The sequence below is a fragment of the Sphingobium chungbukense genome, from assembly GCF_001005725.1.
Lineage (GTDB): Bacteria > Pseudomonadota > Alphaproteobacteria > Sphingomonadales > Sphingomonadaceae > Sphingobium > Sphingobium chungbukense.
On the sequence record NZ_LBIC01000003.1, the window covers coordinates 573985 to 593813 of the forward strand.

Here is a 19829-nt window from a genome sequence, read left to right on the forward strand (position 1 = left end):
GTCCAACGGATAATCGCGCTACTCAACAACGCGATTCCGCCCTGCGTAAAACTATATATCCAGCCACGGCGGATAGCAACGATCCCGCGATTATGCCGATCTTCGCCTGTTCCACCAAGGCGGCGGAGCCCGGGAATGCCAGCATGCCGATGAACAGGCTCATGGTGAAGCCGATGCCGCAAAGCAGCGCCATGCCGTATATCTGCGCCCAACTCGCCCCCGCGGGTCGCCGCGACAGGCCAAGCCGGTCGGCTACCCAGATACCGCCGAAAATACCGATCTGCTTGCCGAAAAACAGGCCGGCGGCGACGCCGATCGGCAGGGGGGTCAGCAATGTGCCCAGCGCGGCGCCGTCGAGCGTCACGCCGGCATTGATGAAACCGAACAGCGGCACGATCAGATAAGCGCTCCAGGGATGCAAGGCATGTTCCAGGCGATGTAGGGAACTGTCGGCGGCATCCGGCTTGCCGGGCGTGGACTTGATCGGCACGAACATTGCCGTCAGCACCCCCGCGACGGTCGCATGCACCCCGGAAAGCAGGGTAAAGTACCACAAGGCCCCAAAAGCCAGCATATAGGGTATCAGTCTTTGCACGGCCAGGCGATTGAGACCGAACATCACGAGCAGCACCGCCGCCGCACAGCCCAACGCCGTCCAGTCGATGTCCTGCGTATAGGCCAGCGCGATGATTGCCACCGCCCCCATATCGTCGACTATCGCGATGGCGGTCAGCATGAGCTTCAACGAAGCTGGCACCCTGCGCCCCAGCAGCGCCAACACCCCGATGGCAAAGGCGATGTCCGTTGCAGCCGGGATCGCCCAGCCGCTCGCAAGATGGGGCCGTCCCGCGACCACGAGAAGATAGACGCAGGCCGGAGCAAGCATGCCCGCCGCCGCCGCGATGAACGGCAGGCGCCGCCGTTCCCAACTCGACAGGCCGCCGTCGACCAGTTCCCGCTTGATCTCCAGCCCGACCAGAAGGAAGAAAATCGCCATCAGGCCGTCATTGACCCAGAGGTGGACGGTCATAGGCCCCAGTTTCGGCGTGAATTCAGGGCCGATTTGCGCATGCACCAGCGCGTGATGCACATGCCCCGCCTCTCCCGGCAGGTTGGCGAGCAGCATCGCGAAAGCAGCGACCGCCATCAGCAGAACGCCGCCACCGGCCTCACTCTTCAGAAAATCACGCAGCGCCGACGGCGGACGATTCAACATGGGCGCTTTCTCCAAGACATTCTCCATCTGTAGGCAATGGCTTTCCCAGATCAAATGTCAAAATGGATACGAAAGTGGAACGAATAACCGTTTGAGAATCAATCTGTTACTGCAATAGCTCACGCCGGGGACAGAGGGGGTTAGATCCGTGGCGGAAATATTCTTCGCTTCTCTGGCGAAGGCGCATCATGAGATTCTGCTGTTCGCGGTGGTAGGGCTGGCGATCGGCGGCATCGATGATTTCATTATAGACGTGCTGTTCCTGTGCCGCCACTTGTGGCGCCGCCTGACCGTCTATTCCCGCCATCAACGGATGACGACCGTCACCCTGCCCGCTTCCGTACGGCCCGGACGCATCGCCATCTTCATTCCAGCCTGGCGGGAGGCGGACGTGATCGGACCGATGCTCCGCAATGCGCTCGCCCATTGGGGGCATCAGGACTATCGCATCTTCGTCGGCCTCTATCCCAATGATCAGGCGACGCTGGATGCCGTCGCGCCCCTGGCGGCCGGGGAAGAGCGGCTGATATTGTGCATCAACGAACGGAATGGACCGACCACCAAGGCGGATTGCCTCAATGTGGTCTGGCGGACCATGTTGCGGGAGGAAGCGCGCACGGGCGTCGACTTCAAGGCCATCGTCATGCACGATGCGGAAGATGTCGTGCACCGCGACGAAATCCGTCTGTTCGATGTCATGACGGATCGCTTTCAACTGGTCCAATTACCGGTTCTGCCCCTGCCCGGCCAGGGTGGCTGGTGGAACAAAGCCATTGCAAATCATTACTGTGATGAGTTCGCGGAAACGAACTGCATGTTATCATAATTGTGCGATTTTCCCTGATTTCATAGCGATAGACAGGATTTCGTCTATGTGACGCTCCACACGGACGATCACGCCTCGCTGTTTCTCTTCGTTCGGCGAGACAATGATGCGAGCGATGATTGAGCGCAGGCGAGGGACCGCCTCCAGTTTGGCCTCTGGCCCTTCCAGAAACTCGGCCAGTTCCTCGACCTGTTGGCGATAGACGGCCTCGATGTGGGGGTGGAGCGCGATGATATTGGGCATAGCATCCATGCTTGCCAGTTCGCGCGTTAGCCTCGCCTTATCATCCCGCGCCGCCGCCAGTGCATCTCGGATTTCCACGAACTCACTGCCCCCGTCGCTGAACGCCTTCAGCAGCCGCTCCATCTTGCGCTCGGCCTCTTGCAGCTTTCGTTGTACCCTGTCGCGATCACGTGACAGATCGGCGGCGCTGCGAGCAAAATCACGACGATATTCCCTGATCCACTCACTGATGACTTCTGGATCGAGCATTCCTCCCTTCAAGTCGGCCAACACCCACTTCTGATAGCGATCGGTGTTGACGTGCCGGTTATTGGAGCAGCGCTTGGCGAAGCGATGGGCGCTGCATCCCCAGAAGTCGCTGGCAGTCTTGATCCATGGGGAGCCGCAGACGCCGCAGAAGCCAAGACCTGACAGGATATGCTTGGGTCGGCGCTGTCGCTCGGGCCGAACGCCCTGATTGGATGCAAGCCGCTCTTGGGCCCGCCGCCACGTTTCATCATCGATGATGCGCAACTGAGGGAACGCCTGGCGCTCGACTTCCGCCTCTGGGTTCGGCCGCATAAGCCGCCGCCGCGTCTGGGGGTTCACCACCTGCCTGCTGCGGCCATAGGTGACGACGCCGATATAGGTTTCGTTGCGCAGGATGCCGCGCTTATGCCGGGGGTCGCCGCCGATCGCGGTGTCATGCCAGAAGTCGCCTCGCGGCGCCGGGATGCCGTCGTTGTTCAGCCCCTCCGCGATTCTGCGCGGGCTGAGGCCAGCGATATATTCCCGGAAGATGCGCCGAACCACATCGGCATGGTCGGCCTCAATCTCCCGGATGCCCCGGATAGCCTCGCCCTTCTCATTGAGTTGGTTCGCCTGCCGATACCCGTAAGCGATGCTGCCGGGGATGCGGCCAGCCTTGAGGGTGCCGACCTGACCGCGCCGGACGCGCTTCGCTAGATCGGTGCGGAACTGCGCGTCCATGAAGCCCTTGACCAGTCCGATCATGGGCGTGACCGTGCCATCAAAGAGTGTGAACAGGCGCGCGCCAGCAAATTCGATGCGCTCGCGGAACACATGGGCATCCGCTACATGGCGGGCGATACGGTCTGTCGATTCCGCCAGCACCTGATCTACGCCGCCCGCCTCGACCAAGCGGAGCATGGCATTCAGGCCGGGGCGCTGATCCTCTCCCATCCCCGCCGCGCCGGATATTGCCGCATCCTCAAAGGTGGCCACGACGGGCCATCCTTCTTGCTCTGCACGCTGGCGACACAGGGTAATCTGGTCCGCGGCAGAGCGCGGATTTTGATTATCACCGCTGAATCGCGCGTAGATCACTGTCCGCACGGTTTTCTCCTGCCTTACCTTCTGTTTGCGCGGCCCGAAGGTTTGCAATGTCCCGAGCCACCTGTGCGCGCGCAAGAGCCTTGACGAAGGCTATCAGATCGGGATCGGTATGCCTACGCATCGTCATTCTCCCGCTCATGCAACCCCGCCGCGATATTCCCGGCCAGTGCCGCCGGAAACTCGCGAATCATCAGGTCCGCCGGGATTGGCGCCTTCTTGGGCATTTGCTTCATGAAGAAGGCGGCGCCGACCTCCGCGCATTCGTCGCGGATGGCACGGGCCGCATCAGCGAAGCCGTCCCAATCGCGCGCGCCCGCGCCGCTCTCCCCGCCGACAATGACCAGATCGGGGGCATTCTCGCGGATGCTTACCGGCTCCAGCATTGGCTCTACCGACGCGAAGGTGAAACGCGGCGATCCCCATTTCTTGGTTTCGGCCAGCTTCCCGGCGTCACGGTCCCATTCTTTCTGTGTGACCATCGTGGCGCCCAGCGCAGCGTTGCCCGGCAGCGGCCGGTGCCCATTCTCCGCCCGCGTCATGCGCCGGGCGTTGCCGATGCGCTTCGACAGCAGCAGCCATGTCAGGGCTGGCGTCTGCTCGATCAGCCCCATAAGTTGGTAGCGCCACAGTTCGTCCACCTCGACGTCCCAGACGTCGGCTAGGCTGGTCGCCGTCGCTGGACACCTGGTATCACGTTGCGGCTGATTTCGACGGCACCACCTATCGCCTCTACATCGATGGCACCATGATCGACAGCGGGACGTCGACATATGCGATCGACAATGTTGCGACCTCGATAACCATCGGCTCCGACCTGCGAAATGGAGCGGTAGAGGGCGCAGGCTTCAACGGCTATTTCGATGAGGTGCGTATCACCGCGGGCGTGGCGCGCTATGCCGATGATGCTGGCTTCTCGCCCCCTACCGAAGCGTTCCCGCGCTCCTGATGCTCCTTTCAAACTGAGGAAGATATGGCCGAAAAACCGTTCTTTGTGGTGCCGCTCGACCTTGGCACCATCACCACCGGCAATGAGCGCGCCAACCGGCCTGCCTCCCATCTGGGCGAGTTCCTTTACAGGGGCATGGTCTGGCAGTCGGATGGCAACAGCAACCTATGGGTCTGTTGCGATCTGGGCGCGGCACAGGACATCGACTTCGTGGCGCTGCTGGGCACCAATGCGCAGAGTGGGACCACGATTCGCGTGCGACTGGGGGACAGTCAAGGCGAGGTCGACGGGACGGCGGACTATGATAGTGGGGCGGTGGCGCTCATCAGCCCGACGCCTGCGACCGTTCCCGCTCAGGGCTATCACAGCCATCTTGAACTGGCGGCGGTCAGCAAGCGCTGGCTGCGCATCGACATTGGCGGGCATAGCGGGGATTTCAGCGCGTCGATGCTGGTGGTCGGGAAGAAGGTCCAACCTGGCTCCTATTATGAAGGGCAGTGGCAAAGATCGGTCCGCGACCTGGGCGGCGTCACCTTCTCGCGCAACGGCGTCGCTGGGGTGACGGCAGGCGGCAAGATGCGGGCGGCGGTCTGGAAGATGTCGTGGCTCACCGAAAGCGAGATGGAAGAGAATTTCGCACCGATGGACATGGCGATCGGCAAATCCTCCCCGCTGCTGGCCTGCTTCGATCCCGCCGCCACGTCATACCGGCAGGCGCGCACTTATTTCGGGATATGCGAGGATCAGCCTGCGCTCACGAAGCTGGGATGGAATCGGTTCGAGCGCCAGTTTCAAATCCTCTCCCTCTTCTAAGCCCATCCCGCCGTTCCCCTTGCGGCGCGGCAACTGCCCGGTTCGTCCTTCGGGGCGGGCCGGGCTTTTTTGCGTTAAGGCTTTCGCTCGACCGACAACCGCATTCCCAATGCCGCCAGCACTTTCGTCACCGTGCTGAGTGTCGGGTTCCCATCCCTGCTCAGTGATTTGTAAAGCTGCTGTCGCTTGATCCCAGTGGCCTCTGATAGTTTGGTCATGCCATAGGCGCGCCCGACCTTGCCCAACGCGTCAGCTAAGGCGGCGCCATCACCCGTAGCAGCAGCATCCGATAGCAGCGCTACCCGGTCCTCATGTTCGGTGAGGTGATTGGCGGTTCTAAACGGGGTCAATGGTATGTTCATGGGCACGAACCTACAGAAAAAGCGATTTCGGGAATAGGTAAGCGCTCAACTTTTTATGTAACCCCAGATTCCGTAACCTCTTCAAAACCTAGGCGCCATGGGCATTAAGTGGCGGTGGAGGGGTTACGCAAACATCGATAGCGACGCGGAATTGCGTTACCCTTCCTCAATCCACACCAACGGATGGGCATAGAACCGACCCGGCTCGCCATTGCTACGCCTATGCTCTTCGCGATGGCCGAATCCTGCCCTGACCGCTGCGTCTTCAGCTTCGGCCTTTGTTGGATACCAGCGGCCCTTTGTCGTGGGCGTGACATAGCGGAAACGCATCAATCGACCCGCCAGACAATATCCCAGCCTGCCTCCTTCGCGAATGCCTTGGCGCCGGGCGACCACTTCAAGAAGTCCATCGCCTGTTGAACCTCAGCCGGAAGTGGCGGCGGCTCCATGCCGATGACCGTGCCTTGCCCTTCGCCTCAACCAGCAGGGCAGCGCCTTCCTTCAGCACGGCGAGGACGGTCGCATTGAGCCTGAGCGATTTCTTGTGCTTGAGCCATTCGCTCGACCGGGCCCGACGGTATAGCCCACAGCCAGAGCGTCTTTCAGGCTGTGGGCCAACAGCGCCCGGTTGAGGGATCGCATTCCGCTGTCGACAAATTCCTTTGTCCTCGCCTTGCCCTCTTCGGTTTGGGCGCGGGCGTCTTCCTCTTCGATCCAGTCAATGGTCTGGAGGCACATTTCCCGGCTCTCAGCGTTGCCGGTGCGGAGTTCATCATCGTCCCGCGCATCCTTATGGGCGTAGTGCCAATCAAAGGACCGGCTGGCGATCGGCCATGGCTGATGCCAGACAAGCCAGTCCCCATGCGTCTCCACCTCCCGCCCATTGCCCGCAGGCTCTACCGATGGGGAGGCGAGGTCGTTCAACATGGGGCGGATTGCTTTGGTCGCGGCCTTCATGTCGCACGAAAAGTCCGCGCCCCGGCAGTATTCCGTCACGGTATCAACGATCCGCCGAGCCTGTACTAAGGATACCTCCCGCACCTCCTGACCTGCGGGCGAAGTTGAGAGGGCTGCGCGGCGGTTCCATGCTGCCAACTGGCGAGGGAAAACGCCCTGGCCGGACATGAAGCAATCGTCATCAGTGACGACGCCGGGGTGCATCCAGAACTCGCCATCCCTGTCGGTGCAACGGGTCATCGATGCGCCACAGAACGGACAGCTTGCCGCCTCCAGCGCCGCTATTATGTCGGTGGTCATGCTCATATCGTTTCCCTTCCTGCGGCCCGACGATCCCGCCGCGCCTGCTTCTTCCGTGCGATCTTGATTGCGTGGTCCAGCTCACCGCGCTGCTGGCAAAGCTGGTTGAGGGCGGCATTGATCGCCGCGTCCTTTGACACATAGATGGTGTCGCCTGCGAGATCGCCGCGCGGCGCTGTCTGCCTTCGTCCTGTTCACCGCCTATCTCACTCTATTGCTATCGGCGGTGCTACAGATCGGCGGCCTGTTCGGCCTCGACTCCCATCTTAGACCTTCACGCGCGGTCGAAACGCTGTTGTGGATCAATTTCGCTTTCATGACCTGGCGCATGGCGACGCGCGCCATTTTTGCCGGCATGAGCTATGGCTGGGCGTTCGGACTGGGGGCGATACCGCGCACCATCATTGCCAATATCATCGCGATGATGGCTGCCCGGCGCGCCATGTTTCTTTACCTCCAGTCCCTGACTGGCAAACCGCTGGCATGGGACAAGACCCAGCATCGCTTTCCCGATCTGGAAGTCCCGGCATGAACGAGGCGGCGAGCGGCCGGCCGGTTCGCTTCTTCGCCTTCGTCATGGCCGGTTGGGTCCTCATCCGTCTGGCAAGTCCCCAAGGCGACATATGGGTGTACCCCGAAGACGGACAGCTCCGCCGCCCGGAGCGTCGGAAAATCTGGTCGACATCAGCGCGGAACGACGCCCTCTTGCACTGGAAGACCGTGGTCCGACACAGGCAGGCCCCACCCGTTTCCGACCGGCGCGAGCCTTCATATTTCGCCTCACCGGCCAGGGAGAGCAGGACTGCGGCGGTCATTCCCATTTCCATCCGGGTGGCCGACGTCGCCGCCACCTCAATGCCGAGTGAGGATCACACAGCTCCAACCGATCCGCCGGTCCATCCAGCTCCCGCCATACCCCTGGCGTTGCCGCAGACGGCGGGCACCGACCGCTGGCACGGCAGCCTGTGGTTGCTCTGGCGCGAAGGCGGCGCCACTCGGGCCGATGCCGTTTCGGCGGGCAGGCTCGGCGGGTCACAGGCAGGGGGCCGCATCGATTTCGATCTGACTCCACACGCCTCCTCCCGGGTGACGGCCTATGCGAGAGCGAGCGCAGCCTTGAACCGTCCCGCTTCCCCAGAAGCGGCGCTGGGACTGGCATGGCAGCCGGCGCGCCGCATTCCGGCCAGCGTTGCGACGGAGCGACGGATCGCGCTTGGTCAGGGTGGACGCAATGCCAATGCGGTCATGGTTGTGGGCGGAATCGGACCGATGCCGATCGCGCCTTCATTGGAGGTTGCAGCCTATGCGCAGGGCGGCATGGTCGGCTTCCGGTCGAACGATCTATTCATCGACGGCAAGATGTCCTTGCTGTCGCCGATCGGGCGTTCGCCTTTACGGCTTGGCGCCAGCCTTTCGGGTGGAGCGCAGCCGCAAGTGGAGCGACTGGATGTCGGACCGGAAATCCAGGTCCGCCTGCCCCTGAAGCCCGTCGCAGCCCGGTTGGGCATCGAATGGCGCGAACGCATCGCGGGCCGCGCTGCACCTGCCTCCGGCCTTGCCGTGACGCTTGGGGCGGATTTTTAAGCGGGACCGCCTTTATCTCTCCGCATATTACGCTTAACCCAAGACCTCCATGGACCTTTATCTGCCCATCGCCAATCTGTCGGTGAACGCGCTGGTCATCATTGCCCTTGGCGGCGTGGTGGGCCTGTTGTCAGGTATGTTCGGGGTCGGCGGGGGATTCCTGACCACGCCATTGCTGATTTTCTACGGCATTCCGCCGACCGTTGCTGCGGCTTCGGCTGCGTCACAGGTGACCGGCGCCAGCGTATCGGGCGTCGTCACGCACATGTCGCGCGGCACGGTGGATTTCCGTATGGGCGGCGTGTTGATCGTGGGCGGCGTGGTGGGGGCAGGCCTGGGCGTACTCATCTTCCGGCTGCTGCAAGCCATCGGCCAGATCGATACGGTGATCGGTATCCTCTACGTGTTGATGCTCGGGGGCATCGGATCGCTCATGGCAAAGGAATCGATCCAGGCGCTGATCGCGCTCAAGAGCGGCAGACGCATCCAGGCGCGCAAGCGGCGACACCATCCCCTGGTCGCTGCCATGCCGATGCGCTGGCGTTTCTATCGCTCGGGGCTTTATATCTCGCCGCTGGCGCCGCTGCTGCTGGGCATGGCGACGGGCATCCTCACCATGTTGCTGGGCGTGGGCGGCGGGTTCATCCTGGTTCCGGCCATGCTCTACCTGCTGGGCATGACGACCCAGTCGGTGGTCGGGACGTCGCTGTTCCAGATTTTGTTCGTCACCATGGCGACGACGATGATGCACGCCATGACCACCCATGCGGTCGATCTGGTGCTGGCCATGCTGCTGCTGATCGGCAGCGTCACCGGCGCGCAGGTGGGGACGCGCATCTCCATGACGATCCGGCCGGAATATCTGCGTATCCTGCTGGCCGCGATCGTGCTGCTGGTCGCTGCGCGCATGGCGCTGGGCTTGGGATTCCGGCCCGATGAAATCTATACGGTCGAAGTGCGATGAAACGGCGTGCCCTTCTCGCTTTGCCCCCCGCCATGCTGCTGCTGACGGCGGCTGACGAGCCGATGCTGGTGCCCGACGTGTCGCAACGCGAGGTGGAGATCCAATATAGCTTCACCGGTGCCGACCTGCTGCTGTTCGGCGCAATCGTCTATCCCGACGGGCGGCGGCCGAAGACGCCCGCCGACATCATGGTGGTGCTGAAAGGCCCCGACCAGTCGATCACCATGCGCGAAAAGCAGAAGGTCGCGGGCATCTGGGTCAATGCCGACAGCGCGCGCTTCCGCTCGGCGCCGAGCTTCTATGCCATCGCGTCATCGCGGCCCATCGGCAAGGTGGTCGATGAACGGACGGCCGCGATCTACGAGATGGGCGTGGACAAACTCCAGCTTTCTCCCTCATCCCTCAACGACAGCGCGGAACTGGATCGCTTCCAGAAGGGGCTGATCGACCTGCGCCAGCGCGCGGGCCTCTATGTCGAGCAGCAGGGAACGGTGGAGATCACCGACGGCGTGCTCTACCGGGCGCGGCTGCCGCTGTCCGCGCGGGTGATCGTGGGCGATTATACGGCCGAGACATTCCTGGTGCAGGATGGTCGTGTGGTGGCGGCAGCGGTGCGCGACATAACCATCCGCAAGTCGGGGTTCGAACGCTTCATGGCGGTCGCGGCCGAGCAATGGCCGTTTTTCTATGGGCTGGTCGCGATGATGCTGGCGGTCGGCATGGGCTGGGCAGCGGGCGCGATCGCCAAGCGGATTTAGGAACGGGGATTTCAGGCGGGAGGGCACGGCACTGAGGATGTCCCTGCTTCGCCGGGATCAGGGGCAACCTCCGGACTGTGGCCGATGACGCGTTGAGGGCATGTTGGATCTTTGCGCTGCCTTCTGCGTGGCGATCGTGCCGGGAACGTCGGCCCGGCTCGGCACGCGGAGCGCCGGGGATAGCGACAGCCGCGCGTGCGCAATGGATTGGGCGTATCGGTGGTGACGCTGACGCTGGAACAAGCGCGCGGCCAGTCCCGGTGCGGGAACGGATCGTCCTCCATCACGGCCCCCTCATGAATTGGCGCTTTTCCGATGCGCGTCCGGCCGCTACGGCATGTCCCGGTTCCATTCACGGCGCGCCCCCGGCCCGCCAATTGCCTGAGCGAGTAAACCGCCTATGTCCATCACTCTCACCCGCTTCCTGATCGAGCAACAGCGGCAGGCCAATGCCCTGCCGTCCGAGTTGCGCCTGCTGATCGAAACCGTCGCGCGCGCGTGCAAGACGATCTGCCACAGCGTGTCCAAGGGCGCGCTGGGCGAGGTGCTGGGAAGCCTGGGCAGCGAGAATGTGCAGGGCGAGGTCCAGAAAAAGCTGGACGTGATCGCCAATGAGTTGCTGCTCGACGCCAATGAATGGGGCGGGCATCTGGCGGCCATGGCTTCGGAGGAGATGGAGACGATCCATCGCATCCCCAATCGCTATCCCAAGGGCGAATATCTGCTGCTGTTCGATCCGATCGACGGGTCCAGCAATATCGACGTCGACCTGAGCGTCGGCACGATCTTCTCCGTGCTGAAGGCGCCGGAGGAATGTTCGGGCCGCGAGGTGACGGAGCAGGACTTCCTCCAGCCCGGTACGCAGCAGGTCGCGGCGGGCTACGCGATCTACGGGCCGCAGACGCTGCTGGTGCTGACCATCGGCACGGGAGTCTATGAGTTCACGCTGGACCGGGAAATCGGCTCCTGGCGGATGACTGACGGCCCAATGGAAATGCCGCAGGGCAATGCCGAATTCGCGATCAACATGGCGCGACGGCGGCAATGGTCGCCGGGGATCGCCCGCTATATCGAGGAGCGCATCCAGGGGACGGAGGGGCCGCTGGGCAAGGATTACAACATGCGCTGGACCGCTTCGATGGTGGCAGACGTGCATCGCGTCCTGAAGCGAGGCGGCATTTTCCTCTATCCCGCCGATCACCGCTATGCGGACAAGGCGCGACTGCGGCTGATGTATGAGGCGAACCCCATGTCCTTCCTGGTCGAACAGGCCGGCGGCGCGGCAAGCAACGGTTATGCGCCGATCATGGAGGTGAAGCCGACCGGGCTGCATCAGCGGGTCGGCGTGGTGCTGGGCGACAAGGCCGAGGTGGAGGCCGTGATTGCCTATGGCCAGGCGGGATAGGGGTTCATAGCCCTCACCGCTACCCCGGGCTTGACCCGGGGTCCCCTGACTGGACGGGCCGCGGACGAAAGACGAACAGCGGGGCTCCCAATCCAGTCCGGAGCGACGATTGGGGGAAGGCGTTCCCCGGTCAGGAAACCGTCAGCACACCATCATAGGCGCGATCTTCCAGCGCCCGGCCCGCACCCATCGCCACGCAGATCAGCGGCTTTTCCGCGACCGTCACCGGCAGGCCGGTCGTGTCGGACAGGGCTTCGTCCAGCCGCTGGAGCAGTGCGCCGCCGCCGGTTAGGGTGATCCCTTCCTCGATGATGTCGGCCGACAGTTCCGGCGCGGTCTGTTCCAGCGCGGTCATCACCGCCATCTTGATCTGGCCCACCGGCTCCGACAGGGCGTCGACGATCTCCGCCTCGCTGATCGTCATTTCCGCCGGGCGGCCGTTGACCAGGTCCCGGCCCTTCACGATCATGCGGCGGCCCTCGCCGTCGGGCGGGGTGGCGGCGCCCAGTTCGCATTTCACACGTTCCGACGTGGCTTCGCCGATCATGAGATTGTGCGTGCGACGGATGTGGGAGGCGATGGCGTCATCCAGCCGGTCGCCGCCGACGCGCGCGGAACTGCTGTAGGCGATGCCGCGTAGGGACAGTACGGCGACTTCCGTCGTGCCGCCGCCGATGTCGACCACCATGGCGCCGCGCGGTTCGGTGACCGGCAGGCCGGCGCCGATCGCTGCGGCCATGGGTTCCTCGATCAACTGGACCTTGTAGGCCCCGGCATTGGAGGCGGCGTCGCGCAAGGCGCGGCGCTCCACCATGGTGGAGCCGGTGGGGACGCAGATCACCACTTCATGACGGCGGCCGAAACGGCTGTGGCCGTCGAGCGCCTTGTCCATGAAATGCTTGATCATCTGTTCGGCCACATCGATATCCGCGATCACGCCGTCGCGCAGGGGGCGGATCGCCTGGATACCGCTGGGCGTCTTGCCCATCATCAGCTTGGCTTCGTTGCCGACGACCTTCACCTTGCGGATCCCGTCACGGGTCTCGATCGCGATGACCGAGGGTTCGTTGAGCACGATGCCGCGATCACGCACATGGATGACCGTGTTGACGGTGCCAAGGTCGATGGCCATGTCGCAGGCGGTCGAGGAAAAGAAGCGCGGCAGTTTCATGCGGAGGGCGGGCAATCTGTGTTGGGAAAGCGGGACGGCTCCCCCTGCATAGTCGCCTTGTTCAGAAGAAGGGCGCTGCGACAGCCCGTCCGGTAAGTGAGGCCAGTTGAAGCCTCAATAGGATCGGCGGGTATAGCTGATCGACAGCGACGGCGTCTGATAGACGATGAAGTTCAGCGGCCGGGAATAGGTCATGGTGATTTCGGTATAGGGCACGCCATATTGGGTGCCGTGGGTGATGGTCGGATTGTTGGTATAGGCCGGGTCCAGGCCGAATTCACGCGAATTGACCTTGGCGATGATGTCCGTATCGGTTGGCGTGGGATAGATGGACGCGTAGCGCGCGCCTTCATCCACCGCATGTTGCAGGCCTGTGCGTGCGCAGGCGATGATGCCGAGTTGCAGCGCCCCCATCAGCAGCATGATGAAAGGCGGCAGGGCAAGGGCGAACTCGACGGCACCCGCCCCGCGCTGGTCGCGTACCAGCCGGATCATTGCAGGCGCACCGATGCGGAGCCGGTGAGCGCGATGCCCTGGGCCGACCAGTTGCTGCTGGGCGCGAGTTTGGCGAACATCGGCGTATAGGTCCCCGAAATATTGATCGCGACATAGCGCTTCATCTGCTGGGTCGCGGTGCAGTAATCGGGCGTGGTTTGCGCCGTACTGTCGCAAACCAGCGTGGGCGTGATAGTGACGTTATTCGTTGAAACACCGGCGGCTGAAGCGGCGTCCGCCTTCAAATTGCTATAATTGTTGGCGGATGTGGTGCTGTATCCGCCCGCGGTCGCCATCTGGGCCGCACGTTCGGCCCCGCGCTGGAGCCCGATCTTCGCCTTGAAGGCCATGGCCACATCCGCTGCCATGAAGGTCAGCAGCACCAGGACCGGCATGATGATCGCCAGTTCGACCGTGCTGTTGCCGGATCGGTCCGAAAGGAGACGCTTCATCATCCCACCAGCCTCACCAGCGTCGCGACGATTTTATCGACGCCCTTATTGTCGCATTGATTGACGATATTGCTGTTGCCGATGAAGGTGACGCGCTTGCTGACCATCTTCACGCAGGTGGTGGTCATGCCCGACGTGCCGCTGAATTCCATCGCCTGGCCCGGAAAATAGAAGGCGCCTTGCAGGGCAGAACTCGCATTGCCGTTGATCTTGTTGGTTCCCGAATCCAGCGCGCGCCGGTCCTGGTAGAAGAGGACGCCGTGATAGGGGTTGGTCATGTCCGTCGGCGCCGTCAGATTCAGCGTTGCGCCACCATTGATGCTGACGGTGGAGATGGAACCGGGGTTGTTGGTCGCGTTGCTGCTGGTCAGGATGATGGTGACGCCGGTGCCGTTGACCACCGCCTGCGACCCGATGTCGAAGGTCGTGCTGTCGATGAAATAGGTGCCGGGCGCCATGTTGAGCGTGCCCTTGACGTCGAAATTCTTGAAGCAGCCTGGCGTGATGGACTTGCTGTTGTTGGGCTGAACATTGGCGTTGCCATTGCAGCCTGACAAATCCGACGCGGTGGGCGTGGGCAGCGACGCATAGGGGTCCTGCACCGGGATGCTGTAGGGCATCAGCGTGGTCGGTGAAACATAGTTGGAACTGGACGACAGCCCACCCACCGCCGCGACCGGGGTGGCCGTCACCGTGCTGCTGCCTCCTGCCGTGACGGCGTTCGACGCGCGCGAATTGGTGGCCATGCCGCAGCCCAGATTGACCGTGGCGTTACCCTGGAGCGTGATGCCGACCGCGGTCGTCTTTTCGAGCGTGACGACGCAATAGTCGCCGCTGCCCACCACAGCCGCGGTCGCTTCGCCATAGATGACCGGCGTCCTCACCCCCAATATCTTCGAAAAGGGCAGTTCTGCCGAGGTTTGCAGCACCACCCGCACCGCCTTATTGTTACCGGCGTAGGCTCCAGTCGTCGGCGCATTTTCGATGGTCGGGGTCTGCGTCAGGGTGACCAGCGACAGGCGGCTGATGTCGGAGGTCGCACTGTCCGATGCGCTGAAGCCCTGCGCCACCGCATAGGCACCGGCCAAGGCAGCGCTGTCCGCCTGGCGCTGAATCTGCCGCTTCCACAGGGTCCATTGCACCGTGTCGGTGGCAAGCCCCGCCGAACCGACCAATATGGGCATGGAGGCAGCCGCCATCATCAGGACATTGCCCGTCCTGTCCCGCAGCAATCGCCCCATCGATCTGCCGAACATCACATCACCCTTTCCTGTGCGTCATGAACCAAGCCAGACGACAGGAGGGACTGTAATTAATGTGGGTTAATGAAATCCTATTTTCTAACAAAAATTGAGTATATTTTATAGTATATATCCAACGATATATAAGAATAATTATACTTTTATCTTATAATTTTCAGTACATTATCACCTATTATTTTCCATAATTTGCTACATTTCGAATAATATTGCAAATCATTCGAGAACTGAATTTTCCACACCCTCATCCACATGTCGAAAAATGGAGGAATTTCGGTAGATATTCTCCAAATCCGGACCACCTATCCCCGACAAGTTCCTTTGATAATAGCACAGAGCACAAGATAAGGCTTCCGCTATAGTCCGCGTGCGTCGCGGCCTGGCTCTCACCACGACCGCTTTCCCGTTCGGCATTTTTTCTGTAACTTGCTCCGGCGGTTATTGCCGGGGCGACTCGAAATGCCGGACTGAAAAAGGCTTCGAGCGCCCGCCTATATGGGAGAGGGCTTGTGCCGGTTGCGGTAGCCATCGCCATGCTTGTGGTCGGTTCGGTCGCCTTTCACCTGTTCAGTCCCTGGTGGCGCACGCCCATAGCCTCCAACTGGGGTTCGATCGATTCCGCGCTCGACGTGACGTTGTGGATTTGCGCAGCGGCCTTCGTGGGGCTGAACCTGTTCCTCGCCTGGACGCTGGTCAAATATCGCCATCGCCCGGAATATAGGGGGCTGAGGCACAAGGCGCATTATGAGCCGGAAAACGCCTCCCTGGAGAAAAGGCTGACCTTCTGGACCGCGATCGGCATAGCGGGAATGCTGGCGCCGGGATTGGCGGCGTGGGGCAAATATGTGTCCGTGCCCCACGAAGCGACCGTGATCGAGGCGGTCGGCCAGCAATGGCAATGGTCGTTCCGCTATCCGGGGCCGGACGGTGTGCTGGGCGCAGCGGGGGTCAAGTTCGTCACGCAGGACAATGGGCTGGGGCTCGATCCGCTCGATCCCTACGGCCGTGATGACATAGTGGTCGAAAGCGGCGACTTGCATCTGCCGATCGGCAAGTCGGTCAAGATCGTGCTGCGGTCCAAGGACGTGCTGCATGATTTCTACGTGCCTGAATTCCGCGCCAAGATGGATCTGGTGCCGGGGATCGTGACCTATTTCTGGTTGACCCCGACCAAGACCGGAACCTTCGACATTCTTTGCGCCGAGCTGTGCGGCACGGGGCATCATGCCATGCGCGGCAAGGTGGTGGTCGAAGACCCCAAGGCCTTCGCCCGGTGGCAGGCGCAGCAGACCAGCTTCGGCCAGATTCTGGCCGAGGCACCGCCGGCCGCCATGTCGATCCTGATCATCAAGGCCAATGCCTGTTCTACGCCCGCCTCCTGGAGCATTCGCTGATGGCTACCACCCTGGCCGACGACCTGCGCCCGCTGCATCATCCGCACAGTTGGGTCACCAGATATGTCTGGAGCCAGGATCACAAGGTCATCGCCATTCAATATAGCTGCACCGCCATCGGGATCGGACTGGTGGCACTGGTGCTGTCGGCGCTGATGCGGTTGCAACTGGGCTTTCCCGGCGCCTTTCCGGCGATCCAACCCGACAATTACCTGCAATTCGTGTCGATGCACGGCATGATCATGGTGGTCTATCTGCTGACGGCGCTCCTGCTGGGCGGGTTCGGCAATTATCTGATCCCGCTGATGATCGGGGCGCGGGACATGGTGTTCCCCTTCGTCAACATGCTGAGCTACTGGTTCTATCTGCTCTCGGTGATCGTGCTGGTGGCGGGCTTCTTCGTGCCGGGCGGGCCGACGGGCGCGGGCTGGACGCTCTATCCGCCGCAAGCGATCAGCGAGGGCACGCCGGGGCATCAATGGGGCATCGTCACCATGTTGGTGAGCCTCGCCATCTTCGTCGCGGCCTTCACCATGGGCGGCCTCAACTATGTGACCACGGTGTTGCAGGCGCGGACCAAGGGCATGACGCTGATGCGGATGCCGCTATCGGTGTGGGGGATCTTCACGGCATCGGTGATGGGCCTGCTGGCCTTTCCGGCGTTGTTCGTCGCGGCGATCATGATGCTGTTCGATCATCTGGCGGGCACCAGCTTCTTCATGCCGACCATGCAGTCCATGGGCGCGATCACGCCGACGGAAGGCGGCAGCCCCCTGCTCTTCCAGCATCTCTTCTGGTTCTTCGGCCATCCCGAAGTCTATATCGTCGCCCTGCCCGCCTTCGGCATCGTGTCCGACCTGATCAGCGTCCATGCGCGGCGCAATATCTTCGGATACCGGATGATGGTGTGGGCCATCGTCATCATCGGCGCGCTCAGCTTCCTCGTCTGGGCGCATCATATGTATGTGTCGGGCATGAACCCCTATTTCGGGTTCTTCTTTGCCACGTCGACGCTGATCATCGCCATTCCGACCGCGATCAAGGTCTATAACTGGCTGCTGACATTATGGCGCGGCGACATTCACCTGCGCGTGCCGATGCTGTTCGCCATCGCTTTCATCTTCACCTTCATCCATGGCGGACTGTCGGGACTGTTCCTGGGCAATGTCAGCGTCGATGTGCCCTTGTCCGATACTTTCTTCGTTGTCGCCCATTTCCATATGGTCATGGGCGTGTCGCCGGTATTGGTGATCTTCGGCGCCATCTATCACTGGTATCCCAAGATTTTCGGGCGGATGTGGAACGACACACTGGGCAAGGTCCATTTCTGGATCACTTTCCTTGGCGTCTATGCGATTTTCCTGCCGATGCATTATCTGGGCATATTGGGCGTGCCGCGCCGCTATTATGCGCTGGGCGAAACCGCCTTCATCCCGCAGTCGGTGCATCTGGCCAATGCCTGGATCAGCGTGGCGGCGCTGATCGTCTTCTGCGCGCAGGGCCTGTTCTTCTTCAACATGATCTGGAGCCTGTTCCGGGGACCAAGGGCCGATCCCAATCCCTGGGGCGCGGCGAGCCTCGAATGGCAGACGCCCGACACCCCGCCCGCCCATGGCAATTGGGGCGCGAAGCTGCCGGTCGTCTATCGCTGGGCCTATGATTACAGCGTGCCGGGCGCGGCGCGCGATTTCATTCCCCAGACCGAACCCCGAACGGAATTGGGCGCATGACGATCCTCGCGCGCCTGACGGAGAAAAGCTGGGAGCCTGGTCCACCGCCGGTCGAACGGGAAAGGCCGTCTGCGGGAACTGTCGGGACGCTGGCCTATTTCGGCGTCGCCATGGTGATGTTCTCGCTGCTGGTCGCGGCCTATCTGATGCGCATGGGACTGCATGGCGCCATGGGGCATGGCAGCGACTGGAAATCGATGCCCGACCCGCCGCTGCTATGGATCAATACGCTGCTGCTGGCGGCAAGCAGCGTCGCGTGGGAGATGGCACGGCGGGAGCGGATGGCCCGCGCGGCGACCGCGGGGGCCGCGCTGGGCGGCCTGTTCCTCATGGGACAGTTGCTGCTATGGCGGCATTATCAGGCGACCGGCTACACCCTGTCCGCCAATCCGGCTAATGCCTTCTTCTACCTGCTGACTGCCCTGCACGGGCTGCACATAGTTGGGGGCCTGTTCGCGGCCGGCCGGGCGCTGGCGGCGGCGAACATGCGCAATATCGCTCTGTGTGCGCTCTACTGGCATTTCCTGTTGATCATCTGGCTGGTTCTGGCCGCTTTACTGCTGTCGACTTGAGGACTCATCGCCATGGCTCAAGCCCCGTCGGATCGAGAGATCATAGGTCCCACCTTGCGGGAGATTGCGGCCGACTGGTCCGCCGATCAGGAAGTGTTCCGCCACACCCACTGGGGCAAGGCGATGATGTGGATCTTCCTGCTCAGCGACACCTTCATCTTCTCCTGCTTCCTGACCGGCTATATGACGATGCGCTCCTCCGCGGTGCTACCCTGGCCCGACACTGCGAAGGTATTCGCGCTCGATATCGGCGGGCATGAGATTCCGCTCGTCCTGATCGCGATCATGACCTTTGCCCTGATCAGTTCCAGCGGCACCATGGCGATGGCAGTAAATTTCGGCTACCAGCGCGACCGGCGGAAAACGACGATGCTGATGCTGCTCACCGCCCTGTTCGGCCTCACCTTCCTCGGCATGCAGGCATTCGAATGGACCAAGCTGATCTTCGAGGAAGGCGTGCGGCCCTGGTATAATCCCATGGGGGCACCGCAATTCGGCGCCAGCTTCTTCATGATCACCGGCTTTCACGGGCTGCACGTGACCTGCGGCGTCCTATTGCTGCTGATCATCGCGTCCAAGGTGGCGCGGGGCCATTACGACCGCACGGGAGATTATAGCGCGGTCGAGATTGCCGGACTGTACTGGCATTTCGTCGACCTCGTCTGGGTGTTCATCTTCGCCTTTTTCTATCTCTGGTGAGGCGCGCCATGCAGCATGATCCTTCAATCACCCATGAAGCGCAACAGCATCCGATCAGCCTCTACCTCAAGGTCTGGGGCCTGCTGTTCCTGCTGAGCGCCATGTCCTATCTGGTCGATTACATGCATGTGCAGGGGATCATGCGCTGGACGCTGATCATCGTCTTCATGCTGCTGAAGGCCGGGCTGATCGTATCGATCTTCATGCATATGGCGTGGGAACGGCTGTCCCTGATCTATGCCATCCTGGTGCCGCCGTTGGTGTTGCTGGTGCTGGTGCGGATCATGACGATCGAGGCGAACTACGCCTTCTGGACGCGGGCGATCTTCATGGGCGGAGGGGGGTGAA

21 protein-coding genes and 1 pseudogene are annotated in these 19829 nt (G+C 62.0%); 13 read left to right on the top strand and 9 right to left on the bottom strand.

The window, feature by feature from the left end:
* Window positions 1-22: 22 nt before the first annotated feature.
* Window positions 23-1216: a Na+/H+ antiporter NhaA gene (gene nhaA, locus YP76_RS08840; RefSeq protein WP_046763313.1), complete on the bottom strand. Its 1194-nt coding sequence runs from the start codon at window positions 1214-1216 to the stop codon at window positions 23-25.
* A gap of 148 nt (window positions 1217-1364) precedes the next feature.
* Between nhaA and YP76_RS08845 the strand changes: the two are divergent.
* Window positions 1365-2027 (top strand): annotated as a pseudogene (locus YP76_RS08845) (glycosyltransferase); the annotation flags it as partial.
* 9 nt (window positions 2028-2036) lie between these two features.
* On the opposite strand, the gene YP76_RS08850 reads toward YP76_RS08845, so the two are convergent.
* Complete coding sequence (locus YP76_RS08850; RefSeq protein WP_046763183.1) at window positions 2037-3620, bottom strand: recombinase family protein; 1584 nt, start codon at window positions 3618-3620, stop codon at window positions 2037-2039.
* A 113-nt stretch (window positions 3621-3733) separates the two neighbouring features.
* Complete coding sequence (locus YP76_RS08855) at window positions 3734-4390, bottom strand: DUF5131 family protein (RefSeq protein WP_084733078.1); 657 nt, start codon at window positions 4388-4390, stop codon at window positions 3734-3736.
* On the opposite strand from YP76_RS08855, the gene YP76_RS08860 reads away from it, so the two are divergent.
* Both YP76_RS08860 and YP76_RS08865 read left to right on the top strand, forming a co-directional pair.
* Window positions 4297-4566 (top strand): LamG-like jellyroll fold domain-containing protein, encoded by a 270-nt coding sequence (locus tag YP76_RS08860; RefSeq protein WP_084733079.1) that lies wholly within the window; start codon window positions 4297-4299, stop codon window positions 4564-4566. The genes YP76_RS08855 and YP76_RS08860 overlap by 94 nt on opposite strands.
* A 24-nt stretch (window positions 4567-4590) precedes the next feature.
* A complete protein-coding gene (locus YP76_RS08865; protein ID WP_046763185.1) occupies window positions 4591-5379 on the top strand; it encodes a hypothetical protein in 789 nt (262 codons plus the stop codon).
* Window positions 5380-5453: 74 nt separating this feature from the next.
* Here YP76_RS08865 and YP76_RS08870 read toward each other — a convergent pair whose 3' ends face one another.
* Window positions 5454-5741 (bottom strand): addiction module antidote protein, encoded by a 288-nt coding sequence (locus tag YP76_RS08870; RefSeq protein ID WP_046763186.1) that lies wholly within the window; start codon window positions 5739-5741, stop codon window positions 5454-5456.
* A 501-nt stretch (window positions 5742-6242) separates the two neighbouring features.
* Window positions 6243-7004: a hypothetical protein gene (locus tag YP76_RS08875; protein ID WP_046763187.1), complete on the bottom strand. Its 762-nt coding sequence runs from the start codon at window positions 7002-7004 to the stop codon at window positions 6243-6245.
* Window positions 7005-7131: 127 nt separating this feature from the next.
* Between YP76_RS08875 and YP76_RS08880 the strand changes: the two genes are divergently transcribed.
* From YP76_RS08880 to YP76_RS08900, 5 genes are all read left to right on the top strand, one after another.
* Complete coding sequence (locus YP76_RS08880; protein ID WP_046763188.1) at window positions 7132-7530, top strand: glycosyltransferase family protein; 399 nt, start codon at window positions 7132-7134, stop codon at window positions 7528-7530.
* Complete coding sequence (locus tag YP76_RS08885; RefSeq protein WP_046763189.1) at window positions 7527-8582, top strand: hypothetical protein; 1056 nt, start codon at window positions 7527-7529, stop codon at window positions 8580-8582. The genes YP76_RS08880 and YP76_RS08885 overlap by 4 nt, the downstream gene beginning before the upstream one ends.
* A 49-nt stretch (window positions 8583-8631) precedes the next feature.
* Window positions 8632-9546, top strand: coding sequence for a sulfite exporter TauE/SafE family protein (locus tag YP76_RS08890; RefSeq protein WP_046763190.1), 915 nt, complete (start codon window positions 8632-8634; stop codon window positions 9544-9546).
* Window positions 9543-10304, top strand: a complete 762-nt coding sequence (locus YP76_RS08895; RefSeq protein ID WP_046763191.1) for a TIGR02186 family protein — start codon at window positions 9543-9545, stop codon at window positions 10302-10304. The genes YP76_RS08890 and YP76_RS08895 overlap by 4 nt, the downstream gene beginning before the upstream one ends.
* Before the next feature lie 400 nt (window positions 10305-10704).
* Window positions 10705-11709, top strand: coding sequence for a class 1 fructose-bisphosphatase (locus YP76_RS08900; protein WP_046763192.1), 1005 nt, complete (start codon window positions 10705-10707; stop codon window positions 11707-11709).
* A 130-nt stretch (window positions 11710-11839) separates the two neighbouring features.
* Here YP76_RS08900 and YP76_RS08905 read toward each other — a convergent pair whose 3' ends face one another.
* The 4 genes from YP76_RS08905 to YP76_RS08920 form a co-directional block, all read right to left on the bottom strand.
* Window positions 11840-12880, bottom strand: coding sequence for a rod shape-determining protein (locus tag YP76_RS08905; RefSeq protein ID WP_046763193.1), 1041 nt, complete (start codon window positions 12878-12880; stop codon window positions 11840-11842).
* A gap of 114 nt (window positions 12881-12994) precedes the next feature.
* Window positions 12995-13375, bottom strand: coding sequence for a TadE/TadG family type IV pilus assembly protein (locus YP76_RS08910; protein WP_046763194.1), 381 nt, complete (start codon window positions 13373-13375; stop codon window positions 12995-12997).
* Window positions 13372-13830: a TadE/TadG family type IV pilus assembly protein gene (locus YP76_RS08915; RefSeq protein WP_046763195.1), complete on the bottom strand. Its 459-nt coding sequence runs from the start codon at window positions 13828-13830 to the stop codon at window positions 13372-13374. Before YP76_RS08915 ends, YP76_RS08910 begins: the two co-directional genes overlap by 4 nt.
* Window positions 13827-15083 carry a pilus assembly protein TadG-related protein gene (locus YP76_RS08920; protein ID WP_046763196.1) on the bottom strand — a complete coding sequence of 419 codons (1257 nt, stop codon included), beginning with the start codon at window positions 15081-15083 and terminating at the stop codon, window positions 13827-13829. The genes YP76_RS08915 and YP76_RS08920 overlap by 4 nt, the downstream gene beginning before the upstream one ends.
* Window positions 15084-15595: 512 nt before the next feature.
* On the opposite strand from YP76_RS08920, the gene YP76_RS08925 reads away from it, so the two are divergent.
* The 5 genes from YP76_RS08925 to YP76_RS08945 are packed head-to-tail and all read left to right on the top strand — an operon-like array spanning window position 15596 to window position 19828.
* A complete protein-coding gene (locus YP76_RS08925) occupies window positions 15596-16480 on the top strand; it encodes a cytochrome c oxidase subunit II (protein ID WP_046763197.1) in 885 nt (294 codons plus the stop codon).
* Window positions 16480-18210, top strand: coding sequence for a cytochrome c oxidase subunit I (locus YP76_RS08930; protein ID WP_046763198.1), 1731 nt, complete (start codon window positions 16480-16482; stop codon window positions 18208-18210). The genes YP76_RS08925 and YP76_RS08930 overlap by 1 nt, the downstream gene beginning before the upstream one ends.
* Entirely contained in the window at window positions 18207-18782 is a 576-nt protein-coding gene (locus tag YP76_RS08935; protein ID WP_046763199.1) for a cytochrome c oxidase subunit 3, read from the top strand. The genes YP76_RS08930 and YP76_RS08935 overlap by 4 nt, the downstream gene beginning before the upstream one ends.
* A gap of 12 nt (window positions 18783-18794) precedes the next feature.
* Window positions 18795-19481, top strand: a complete 687-nt coding sequence (locus YP76_RS08940; RefSeq protein ID WP_046763200.1) for a heme-copper oxidase subunit III family protein — start codon at window positions 18795-18797, stop codon at window positions 19479-19481.
* 8 nt (window positions 19482-19489) lie between these two features.
* Window positions 19490-19828, top strand: a complete 339-nt coding sequence (locus tag YP76_RS08945; RefSeq protein WP_046763201.1) for a cytochrome C oxidase subunit IV family protein — start codon at window positions 19490-19492, stop codon at window positions 19826-19828.
* The last annotated feature ends 1 nt before the right edge of the window (window position 19829 follow it).